This is a genomic window from Marinoscillum sp. HNIBRBA16962 (assembly GCF_057801515.1).
Genome location: NZ_CM173603.1, coordinates 669,030 through 680,235, shown reverse-complemented (window position 1 = coordinate 680,235; position 11,206 = coordinate 669,030). Strand labels below are relative to the sequence as shown.

The following is an 11,206-nucleotide window of genomic DNA, read 5'->3' as shown; positions in this document are numbered from 1 at the left end:
ATGTTAAAAAAATCATATAAAACTATCCTCGCAGGGCTGTCTGTTGTTGCCCTTGGTTTAAGTATTTCCTGCGATGAAAATACCCCTGCCGAGCCGGATATTTCCACTGAAATATCTATAACGACCAATAGCATCACCAGAACGGGGCTCAGGTCAATAACCACGGGAGGAAAGGTATCAGCAGACCCACAACTTGAAATCACCTCGCGAGGAGTGTGCTGGAGTGAAGAGCCTGAACCAACCGTGGGTGATAAAAAGGTCACTGAAGGATCGGGTATCGGGACCTTTTCAGTAGAGATTACATCTCTGCCGTTAAACACAGATATATTCTTACGAGCTTACGCCACAGGTCCTGATGGCCCGGTATATGGAAATGTGGTGGAATTTTCAACGGCTATAACCTCTTCTCTATCCGGAGATAGTATTGCCTCTAATCAGGTCTGGCTAAGCGGTACCATCTCTGAAGAATTGGAAGCCGCAACCAGGTTTAGTGGCATTTGCTGGGATACTGAGCCAAGTCCACTTATAGCAGCTGGCAAAAACTTACCGCTTGAGGCAGGTCCATTTGAAGTACAGGTGAACAACCTGAATCCAAATACCAAATATTATTTCCGCACATTTATGATCCTGGAAAAAGATACGCTTTACAGTGTGGAGGTGTCTGAAAGCACTTTACCAGTCATCACCATCAACGAGCCAGAAGCGATCGGAGCACGGCATGCCATCGGGATAAGTGCTTTTGCTGAAGAAAATGGTCCGTTGGAGATCCTTACCAGCGGAATTTGTTTTTCCACTTCGGAAAACCCAACGCTGGATGATGATGTGGCCGAAGTTGGGACAGGTCTTGAGGAGTTTCATTACATTATGAAATCACTGACGGCCGGCACCACCTATTTTGTGCGCTCATTTGCCACCAATGAATCCGGTACTGCTTACAGTGAGCAGGTCACTCTCACAACTCCTGAAGACCTCAAGATTATTTATACTCTAAACATGGCCGAGGATCCTACAGCGGATCAGCTGGATGCTTATATCCGTCTTACACATTCTATGAATACAGCCGTAGAGTATTACAATGATTACACCAATCATCAAAAGCATGTCTGGGTGAATTACGTGCCAGGCGTAGCTACTGCAGATGCCACCATTGGAGGATGGATGAGGTTTGGAAGTAACCGGCCTTATATGAATGTACGCACCTGTCTGCACGAATTGGCCCATACCGTGGGAATAGGCACTTCAGATGGTTTTGATAACTTAATGGTGGATGGTATATGGACAGGGCCGGAAGGGAAAAAGACGGTAAAAGAATTGACAGGTGACCCGAATGCGGTTATCCATCGATATGGAGTACATATCGGGCCATTTGGCCTCAACTACGATAGTGAAGGCACTTCGCATGAGGATTTTGTGAATCATTGCCTTTTACTGGAAAGTATGAGAAAGGACGGGTTATAATTTTCAAACGCCGGAGAAGTTTGGAAACCTCTTCGGCGTTTTTTATCCCGGAATCTTTGACGAAGAAAGCCCGTTCAACTATTTAAGATCAATCTCCTTCCTGTTCACTCCAGGGAGGCGTGATATCATTGCTTCTACTGTAGGCAATCAGCTGACCAAGATGCTCATTGGTATGAGACAAAACAATCAGGGCGGCAGTCATCTTCGTAAATTCTCCCGGAAAAGGGAATTCCACTTTTTCAGCAAGATCTTCTGCAGTGGTATTTTTGATAGCTTCAATGATCAACTGGTAGGAAGCTTTGAGTCCTGCCGCAAGCTCTTCTTTGGTTTTGAGCTCTTGCTCCACAGTCTGTAAGTTCACCGATTCAGGCAGGGTAGCCCCGATCTTTGAAGCGAAAAAATAATTAGCTGAAACGATATGCGCCATCACTTCCCCGAAAGAGCGGACCCCTTCCGCAGGTCGCCAGTCGTACTTGTCAGCCGGTATTACTTCAGCAAGCTGCATGACCCGACCGGAGGTGAAGGAGAGGGATCCGGATGATTCATTTTGAAACTGATTTTGGCTCCAGGCGGAGAAGGAAGCCAGTATGCTACAAATAATGAGTAATTTTTTCATAGTTGTATAAGGGTTTAGATTTTATATGGAAAGGTAGCATTTTCCAGGTAAAGTTAAGTGTGATGAAAATAAGAATTATCGGTTACACGAGCCTGTATAAGAAATACTAACCTACCGGTATCATCTATCAGAGCTATCCCTTATATTATTTAGAAGCCAAGTTTTATCTCTATGAAATCCTACTTACAAATGATTATCCTGTCAGTTTTTAGTCTGGCAGCTTACTCCCAATCCTTTGAAGAGATTGGGCAGCAATATTCACAAGGTAACCTGGACTATGTAATCGAAACAGGAAAAGAGCTCTTGTTATCTGACAAAGAAAACCCGGAGTTAAACATGATCGTTGGGCGGGCAATGGCAGATAATGGTGATCATTCTAATGCAATTCCATACCTTGAGCAGGCAGCAAATTCTGACTTTGAAAAGACCTGGGTCCTTTCATGGTCGTTTGCTTACCTGGGTACATGCTATTTTATGACCAGCCAATACAATAAGTCCAAGCAGGCGCTAAACAAAACGCTTGAACTGAGCGCAACCAGAAATTCCAACAAATATGCTCTTAGAAGAACATTGCTATTTGGCCTGGACCCGTTTTATGAAAACTGGACAATAGATTCAACAGCGCAGATCAGGTTTCATTTCCAAAGTAAAGATTCCCTTCCGAATGCAGAAAAGTATATGAATGACCGTCAAAAAGCACTGGATAACATCATAGACTCATTCCCCGCTCGGCTACCCAAAAAAATTGACTTTTTTGTATGGGACGCTGAACTAGACGCTATGAGAATACTCAGAAGGAATCTGGGATTTTCCGACCCGGAGTACCTGATTACCCATAGCAGAAAAAACCAAACTACCGGGCACGAGCTTTGCCACCTCATTATCCATCATGCTCTCAAACCAAAGTCAAAAAGCAGGTTTATAAATGAAGGAATAGCCACCCTCTATGATCAGACACAAAGAAACAGGTTAGAGCTTGCCAAAAAGGCTGTTTCAGAATATGGAAATACATCCATCAAGGAGCTATGGACTAATGGAACTGAACATCCGGAAACCCTTGTTTACTCCGTATCAGCCGCGTGGATGGAATACTGCTACAAGAATCTTTCTGCTGAACAGATAGAAATTATCCTGACTAATCAAGCATTTGATGAGGCAGAGAAGATCCTGGGAGAAGATCTGATAACAGCAATTCAGTATTTTGAACTGCTACTGAAAAATTAGAAAGTTAGAGGGAATATATTTTTTTAGTATTTTTAACCTACGCAGAAAAAAATACAAGAGTTGACAGAATTTGCAGCCGATCATAAGATCATGATCCAAAACATGAATAAACGTTTGAAATTGGTTGAAAACGTTGGCGCCATTGTAACCATAGTGTCAATAACCTCTTTATTGGGCCTTATTGCCGTTTTGATAAATATCGGATTAAACCGAATCTGCATCAGCCCCCTTGCACTATAAACAATGATTTTTGAGGGATCTCTGGTGGCTCACTCGCTACGACCGAGCTATTTAAAAAGGTCAGAGTGAGAACCAAGACGTATCAGTTTTATACGTTTAGGGCTCTCAACCTGGTACCAGATGATTAACAGGTCCGGTTTTATATGGCATTCCCAGTTCTCCTTATAAATGCCCTTTAGTTGATGTGGTTTCATTGTTGGCGGTATGCCTTCCGTGCTTTTGGCTTGTAGCGTTTTTTAATAACTCGGATACCAACAAAAAATCTTTGGGCTTACGTTTAATTTTCTTCAAATCCTTTTTGAACTGGTTGGTTGGTATCAGTTGGTACATCAATCGGGAAATTCAAAAAAGAAGGGTTATATAGAATCTAAAAACGTATCCAGGTCTTCAATGGGTTTTAGATCTTTACTGTCATGAGCTTCGGCAATAGCCCGTCTAGTTGCCTCGTTAGGAATGTTTCCTACATCCTGAAGAAGCAAGTGCTCTATATAATTGTTCAGGCTTCTTTTTTGGGCAGCCGCTTTTTCCTTCACTAAATCCAAAAGCTCTTTATCAAATCTAAATGCTGTTTGTACCTTCATACACATCATTTTGTATGAACTCAAAGATAGTGAATAACACAGTATGAGTTAGAAAAACCATTTGTCCTTTAAAGTAGTCAAAATCAGAATTTTCCAGGTAAAACCACCCCATTTCTGAGGTGGTTTTATAATTATTGCATTGTTTTTCACTAATAAATTCCATCCTCAACCATCGCACTCACGATCTGCACGTGTCTTTGCGCTTTGGTCTCAGACATCTCATTGTTGTAGTTTAAACCATAAGGCCAGAAATGAGATCCACCTGTGTTGATCACTGCGCCGGAACCATCATAAGATTTGATCAGGGCATCGGCATTGGCACCGGTAAAAACACCATTTGATGTATTTGCTGACCATCCTGATGAAGTACCCACACCCCAGGTATGGGCTATCTCATGCAAAGCAGTCCGCTGGTTTTGATAGCCGGTACTAGACCCAAATCGGATGTGGCCGCCGTAAGTAGCATCTGCTGTGGCTACACCGGTGTTATACTCCACAGTCAGTGTACGGGACGGCCAGTCATTTCCGGCATTGTATCGCAATACCGCGGCATCCATAGCCACCGTGATCCGGTCTGAAACATCTTGCGGGACTCCTGAAGAAGTCATGGTCCAGGAAAGCTGTCCGTTACCTGTACCTGTAGCCAGTTGGGTTAAGCTCCATTGCTGGTTTTGTCCGCCCCAGTAGGACCACTGATTGATGTTAGCTCCATTTGCGGTTGACTGTCCTGCTACATCCAGTACTTTACCACTGTTTCGGTTTTCAATGCGATAGTATCCGTTGCCCAGGTCCACAAAGTCCCATTGTTGGTTCTGTCCTCCCCAGTAATGCCACTGGAGCACATTATCGCCGTTGGCAGTACCTGACTGACTTACGTCCAGGGCTTTACCGCTTTTTAAGCTGATGATGGAGTAATAACCAGCACTATTTTCTCTGATCAGCCATTTCTGATTATCTGAACTTGTGGAGCTATACTGGATGATATTGCCACCGTTTTCCAAACTAAAATTACTTACATCCAGGGCCTTGCCACTATTTCTATTGATTATTATAAAGATCCCATCTGATATCGTGGCATTGGGCACTTCAACTGCACCTGCCATTTCAGGTGTTTGAGGCATCGTGACGGAATTGTCTTCTTCACAGCCGGTAAAAACTGTGGAACAGATCGCTAAGCTCAGCATCAGAGCTACTGATAAAATTCTGTATTGTTTCATAAATTTAGATTAGTTAAACAGATGCTGCCATTTAGCAGACAGCATCCATGAATTATAAGAGATTATTTTGATTTGATAAACTTGAGTTCTTTCAACTGATTGCCTGCCTTAAGCCTAAGCATATAAATACCTGGCTCTAAGTTGGATACATCCAGCGTATTACGTTGCAACTGCCCGGAAATGATCAGTTGACCACTTATCGAATAGACTTCCGCCTGAGAAAAGTTGTTGTCACTTCTGATGTGTAGTTTGTCGAACACCGGATTTGGGTAAACGGTAAAATCAACTGATACTTCTTCAGGTTTTTGTTCCTCTGTGGTTCGTGAAGATGACCCTACGAGGTTAAACTGGAATTGTTGATTTTGGCCACCCCAGTAATCATAGATGGTAGCCAATGCATTATTAGCTGTGGATTGACCTGCAATATCAACCGCCCGTCCACTGCCCTTATTCGTAATACTGTAGTATCCATTGCCCAGGTCATTAATTGCCCACTGTTGATTATTCCCTCCCCAGTAGCTGTATATCTGACATTGGGATCCATTTGCCGTACCGGCAGCATCAAGAGCCCTTCCACTGGCAACATTTATCAGTTTGTAATATCCTGAGGAAGCCAATTCCACTGTCCATTTCTGGTTGCTACCTCCCCAGTAAGAATACTGCTGGACATCCGAGTTATTGGCTGTGCCTGCAGCATCGAGGGCTTTTTCGCTATGTCTGGCAATTATACTGTAGGTCTGTCCGGGAACGATCCCGTCCTCTGAACTTCCCTGGTAAGCCATGGTTGAGATCTTGTCACGATATACGATACCGGCTGGGGTGTGGTCATTCGTACCACTATAAAACATCTGGCGAGTGGCTTCTACATTTTCATAGATGGCATAACGCTCTACGAAAGGAGCAGATTCTAACATATTCACCCAGTCATCAATGGTTTCTGCCTGCGATTCATAGGTCGGATCACAGCAGGTCCAGTTTGCACCATTGTTAAATTCGGTTACCCATACAGGTAAACCGGTGGTATTATGGATGTTTAAAAGGAAGTTGTAAAACTGCTGAGTGGTCTGACCTCCCCTGTAAAAATGGATCACAGCAAAATCAACCCGATAATTATTTGCTTCACAGGCATCCACAAAATCATAGAGCCATTGAGCCCCACCATCCGTAGGAGCCGGGGTACCTACTCGTAAGCCTGATTTCAGCATTTCCGGCCACTGCGCTATGGCTGTTTCTACGGTTGCGTACCCATCATCATTGGGGTTATCCGGTTCATTGAAATGAAGCGCATGGGTAGAGTTGGTTTTATTTTGGATGTTTGCATAGGAATTCCACCACCTGTTATGCCTCATGGGTATATATTCCACATCCAGTGAAGAAGTGCGCACATTGTCCCAGTCATATTGCCAGGAGGCATTCAGCAGAGCTGCTTTATCAGACGTTCTTGCCCATCCTTTTTTAGCAGTCCACCTCCAGGGGATAACCCGAATAAATGAGGCAGTATTGGAAAGCCCGGAAGGCATTTGGTCTACGATAATATCTTCCTCATCCGCTACATAATTTTTGCTCGTCCCGGTACCGTCTTCATTAGCCGCAATGGTCACCATGTATCCTCTTTTAAGGACAAAAGACTGGATGTTATCATTCATAGAACCCAGCTGTGCAGCTTTATAGTAGGTGTAGTTACCCATTTGCATTGATAAGCCGGACTGGTTGTTGTCCGAATAAGCAGTCAATGCCTGAAAGCCGGAAGAATGACTGATTACCATAGCTCCCTGCAGGTACTGAACTACTCTGATATTGGTATCAATAGCTGCAGCAGCACCATTCACCTGAATGTGATCCAGCTCATTGGCTGCCACTGAAGAAGGAAGGATATTTGGGAAATAAAGCCAGATATCGTCTGACAATAAATTAATACTGCTGCCACTCAGGGGGTCAGATGCGGAAGTAATGGTCACATTACAAGAACCTGAAAACTCAATATCCCTGTTAGCCAGATCTGAGACCGTAGCATTATAATTGTTGAGTTGTTCCTGCCCAAAAGCTGCCGTGACCGATAATAGTATAAGGAGAAAAAAGGCAAGTAGCAGTCTGGCCCTAAGGGCACTTCGGGCTCTCCGCTCATTGGAGATTGTTTGATAACGTTTTCTCATAGTATTGAATTTTATTTGGTTACCTATTCAATTGCCTCCAAATCAAAATCCAACACGACACAAATCTCCCTTCCCAATTTCAATTTCGGAGACTCATTAAAGCGGATTTAAGGTTGCGGAAATGGAATTGATGATCTTATTATTCCAAAGAACTCAACCCTTTATGCATAACCTCAACTATACAAGGAACTTATTGATAAAACGATACCGAAACGCTCAATAAAAATTAAAATCTTAATTTGTAGAACTATTCCAGTGGTGGTATTGATAATTTTAAAAAAATCGATACTTGTAAGCAATTCCCTGTTGGAAAGTTGCAAGTTGGTCAGTTGCGCCTACTCACCAATCACTAACTAACTACCGACCCTTATTGAAAAGTTGGCTGACACTAGTTATCAGGCATTCCTTCATCGACCCAGACCCTTATGATTTCCAATTCTTCATCAGGTAACTGTCCGTAGGTTGGCGGTGGCATGTTTCCACTTTGGGTCTTACCCACTATACTGGTACCATCTGCCACTATGGCCTCATAAGTCTGATATGAAGGAGAACCATTTGTACCATGGCATCCTGCATCATTACAATTACTTTCGAAAATCGGGTACACATGATCACTGAAACTGACATTTAACACCTCCCATTCCGGCTCTAGCTGTACGTCCCTCTGAGGCATTTGAAATGTTATATCTTCTTTTAAAGAATCTCCAGCTAAAAAATCAGCCCCACCCTTCCAGTATTTAAATATCAAAGGTGTCTCCAACTGCAAAAAAACCTCTACCTCATTCCCGGGTAAATATTGGCCACTCCCGGTTCCGTAAATCACTGTCAGGTTTTTAAAGAAAGAAGAGTCCACCCGATAATTGGCCTGTAATGCGACTGCCTGGTCAGGCATCTGAAAAAAGGTAGGGTTTAAAGTGCTATCAGCTAAAAATTGATTATCTCCGCTCCAAAAATGAAATACGTAAGGTATTTCCCGCTTTTCAGCCTCGATTGACACGGATTCTCCCGGAGCATACATACCTGACCCTGTTCCATTTTCTACATATACTGAATTTTCATCCTCCATATAGTAAATGGCGACCTCATCTTCAGCTACCATACGACCGTCCTCGCTAATCTCTACGTGAATAACATTCCAGCCAATTAATAAGCCAGAAATGATAAAGGATGTTTTCGTAATGCTTACAGGGTCTTCTTCATTTAACTGATAATATAAAAAGACCTCAGGATGGGACAGGTCCGGACCAACCATCTCCAGTTCAACCTGTATATCAGGCGAATTAACGGTATCCGAGTCTATAGGAGCAACAAACTGAATACTAGGTGCAATCTTCTCAGTCCCTTCATCACATGAAATGAGCATGATGCTCAACACAATCCCGATAGCTATCTGGAGAGAACACCGGGCCGCGCAGGCCAACCGTACGTGATCGCAACGGCGAACCGTCAAAATTGGGTGGCAAACCTCTGATTTCATCAATTTTAAACACATAAAATCACAATGAATAAAACACCAATTATAAATACAGGAACCACACATTCATAGAATCTATCTGTTTAAAATGACCTTCTTATGATACCGGGATAACCCGTTTTCTAAAAGATGAAAGATGTACACCCCATCGGACAGAAAGCTTACATTCAGCTCGTTCAATCCCTGACTTACCTGGTATTGATGTAGCTTTCGACCGGTTAGATTGCTAATCACCATAGTTGCAGACTGACTCACATTTACATTGATCAGGTTTTTCGCCGGGTTTGGATAAATAGCAAACTCGTCCCCATTGTCCAGTGAAAGAGGTACAACTGCAGTGTTTACTCTAATGGTATCCCGGTCCAGATCGCCTAATCCGTCTTCCAGGGTCAAGACCACTTCATGCATTCCCCTGCTTGAAAAAGTATGAGAAACATATCCGGTATTAGCTTCCTCTCCATCATCAAAATCCCAGTGATATTCCGCTTGTCCCCTGTCATCTGTTTTTGATGTCCTGCCATCCAAAAGGACGGTCAAAGGTGGTTCTCCTTCAGTCACATTGGCTACTATGGCTGCCTCAGGCTTTGAATAAACATTTATCTCTGTTGATGAAACCTCTGAATCCTGTGAACCATCACTGACAACCAGGCTTAAATAATACAGACCAGGCTCTTCGTAGATATGCTCAATAAACTTTTCGTCGGAGGTATTTCCATCCCCAAAATCCCAGTGATAGGTAAGATCTACTCCCTGTGAGCCGGATGGGTCAGGATTAATTGAAAGAGGTACATGGCCAGCATTATGATCAACGGCAAATTGGGCGACCGGCGCTGGCTGAGTTGCACCCACGCATTTATATATGCGTCCGTTAATTTTAGTAAACATCAGAATTTGCCCTGACAGATTACGAGCAAAGCGCAGGTCTACTCTTCCATTGTTATGATAGGCAGGGAAGGTAGTTACCTCTCCTCCGTCAATGGTAATTTTCGCTTCCTGCATATCATACTGTCTCCCTTGCACCAGGGAATCCATCGGAATGTGAAAAAGCCGACCTATAGGAATATCCCCGAAAAACAGAGTTCCCTGCAGATCACTATCCATATCAGAAGTCCAGATATGTCCTAAAGCAATAGCCCTTCCTTCTCCATGATCATACTGGGCAACAGGATAGATATAAGGCACATTGTCCGAACCGTCCAAAGGCAATATTCCGCGTCCAGGATCGGTGCGATCATGGATGAAGGTTCCTTCCCGCTGATCCCAACCATAATTTCCGCCCTTTTCTACAAGATTTATCTCTTCAATTTTGTGATGACCTATATCTCCAACAAAAAGCAATGTATCCTCACCTCTCACTTCGAAGGATAACCGATGAGGATTTCGGAAACCATAAGCCCAAAGTTCTTTTACAGCCCCTGTCTCATTATACCAGGGATTATCTGAGGGAATGCCATACTTGCCATTGGCGCTGTTGCTCCCTTCAGGCTCTATTCTCAATATAGCGCTCAGGTAGCTTTCTATGGTTCCTACATTTGCAAACAGCCAGTTCTCAGAGCTCGCTCCGTCTCCATTACAGATATACAACATGCCATAGTCAGTATCTCCATCTTCAGCGTATGGGTTAAAAGTTATGTCCTGGGTCCCGTGGATAGTACCCGGGAAATCCATTCGTAGAATTTCGGTATGAGTTCCGGAAAACACATCTGCTCCCGGGTCTGATGCTATCCACCTTGTAATAACCCACTGCAAAGCTGTACTCCCTTCATTAGGAGAAAAGTCGGCCTCACCGGACTCACTATTTTCCGAATGGGTAGTGTAAAAAATACCATTTGCTCCAAATTCCGGGTGAATAGCCACAGCACCGGCACCCGTACCCAAACCCGGTGAGCTTTTAAAGTTGGGAAATTCAGTATTAAAATTTATGTATTCACTGTAAGCACCCTGATCGTCTACGATGTATAAAAAACCATTCAGGTCAATAACCGCCATCCTGCCAGACCCATCGGGTAGCTGCCGGATCATATTGATACGAGCATCTGAGTATCCCTCTCCCCGAGGTATGGTCGTAAAAGACTCCAGGTGTACCACCAGGCCTGATTCCTGAATTAACTCCGGTATTGGATTTACAATATGTTGGGATTTTAAAGTACCGGTACTGATCAATCCCACAATCACCAGGCCTAAAATGCTTTTCACTGATCTCATGGTCTATAACTATTCATCCTTACACTAATAAGTGCTCC

Annotated in this window: 9 protein-coding genes; 2 read left to right on the top strand and 7 right to left on the bottom strand. The window is 43.5% G+C overall.

Annotation, left to right across the window (positions count from 1 at the left end):
• Window positions 1-1,458 (top strand): hypothetical protein, encoded by a 1,458-nt coding sequence (locus tag AC3E9V_RS02870; RefSeq protein ID WP_488751679.1) that lies wholly within the window; start codon window positions 1-3, stop codon window positions 1,456-1,458.
• A gap of 88 nt (window positions 1,459-1,546) precedes the next feature.
• On the opposite strand, the gene AC3E9V_RS02865 is transcribed toward AC3E9V_RS02870, so the two are convergent.
• Entirely contained in the window at window positions 1,547-2,074 is a 528-nt protein-coding gene (locus AC3E9V_RS02865) for a DinB family protein (protein ID WP_488751678.1), read from the bottom strand.
• 171 nt (window positions 2,075-2,245) lie between these two features.
• Between AC3E9V_RS02865 and AC3E9V_RS02860 the strand changes: the two genes are divergently transcribed.
• A complete protein-coding gene (locus AC3E9V_RS02860) occupies window positions 2,246-3,298 on the top strand; it encodes a tetratricopeptide repeat protein (RefSeq protein WP_488751677.1) in 1,053 nt (350 codons plus the stop codon).
• 287 nt (window positions 3,299-3,585) lie between these two features.
• On the opposite strand, the gene AC3E9V_RS02855 is transcribed toward AC3E9V_RS02860, so the two are convergent.
• From AC3E9V_RS02855 to AC3E9V_RS02830, 6 genes are all read right to left on the bottom strand, one after another.
• Window positions 3,586-3,744 carry a type II toxin-antitoxin system mRNA interferase toxin, RelE/StbE family gene (locus AC3E9V_RS02855; protein ID WP_488753650.1) on the bottom strand — a complete coding sequence of 53 codons (159 nt, stop codon included), beginning with the start codon at window positions 3,742-3,744 and terminating at the stop codon, window positions 3,586-3,588.
• 150 nt (window positions 3,745-3,894) lie between these two features.
• A complete protein-coding gene (locus tag AC3E9V_RS02850) occupies window positions 3,895-4,119 on the bottom strand; it encodes a hypothetical protein (protein ID WP_488751676.1) in 225 nt (74 codons plus the stop codon).
• A 149-nt stretch (window positions 4,120-4,268) separates the two neighbouring features.
• Window positions 4,269-5,336 carry an RICIN domain-containing protein gene (locus AC3E9V_RS02845; protein ID WP_488751675.1) on the bottom strand — a complete coding sequence of 356 codons (1,068 nt, stop codon included), beginning with the start codon at window positions 5,334-5,336 and terminating at the stop codon, window positions 4,269-4,271.
• 62 nt (window positions 5,337-5,398) lie between these two features.
• Window positions 5,399-7,489 (bottom strand): glycosyl hydrolase, encoded by a 2,091-nt coding sequence (locus tag AC3E9V_RS02840; RefSeq protein ID WP_488751674.1) that lies wholly within the window; start codon window positions 7,487-7,489, stop codon window positions 5,399-5,401.
• Between the two features lie 388 nt (window positions 7,490-7,877).
• A complete protein-coding gene (locus AC3E9V_RS02835) occupies window positions 7,878-8,966 on the bottom strand; it encodes an InlB B-repeat-containing protein (protein ID WP_488751673.1) in 1,089 nt (362 codons plus the stop codon).
• 72 nt (window positions 8,967-9,038) lie between these two features.
• Complete coding sequence (locus AC3E9V_RS02830; protein WP_488751672.1) at window positions 9,039-11,168, bottom strand: PKD domain-containing protein; 2,130 nt, start codon at window positions 11,166-11,168, stop codon at window positions 9,039-9,041.
• Window positions 11,169-11,206: the final 38 nt, after the last annotated feature.

Bases quoted from the DNA above. Each gene is read 5' to 3' on its own strand.
- AC3E9V_RS02845 (WP_488751675.1), bottom strand. From the start codon at position 5,336: ATGAAACAATACAGAATTTTATCAGTAGCTCTGATGCTGAGCTTAGCG.
- AC3E9V_RS02850 (WP_488751676.1), bottom strand. From the start codon at position 4,119: ATGAAGGTACAAACAGCATTTAGATTTGATAAAGAGCTTTTGGATTTA.
- AC3E9V_RS02860 (WP_488751677.1), top strand. From the start codon at position 2,246: ATGAAATCCTACTTACAAATGATTATCCTGTCAGTTTTTAGTCTGGCA.
- AC3E9V_RS02870 (WP_488751679.1), top strand. From the start codon at position 1: ATGTTAAAAAAATCATATAAAACTATCCTCGCAGGGCTGTCTGTTGTT.
- AC3E9V_RS02835 (WP_488751673.1), bottom strand. From the start codon at position 8,966: ATGAAATCAGAGGTTTGCCACCCAATTTTGACGGTTCGCCGTTGCGAT.
- AC3E9V_RS02840 (WP_488751674.1), bottom strand. From the start codon at position 7,489: ATGAGAAAACGTTATCAAACAATCTCCAATGAGCGGAGAGCCCGAAGT.
- AC3E9V_RS02865 (WP_488751678.1), bottom strand. From the start codon at position 2,074: ATGAAAAAATTACTCATTATTTGTAGCATACTGGCTTCCTTCTCCGCC.
- AC3E9V_RS02830 (WP_488751672.1), bottom strand. From the start codon at position 11,168: ATGAGATCAGTGAAAAGCATTTTAGGCCTGGTGATTGTGGGATTGATC.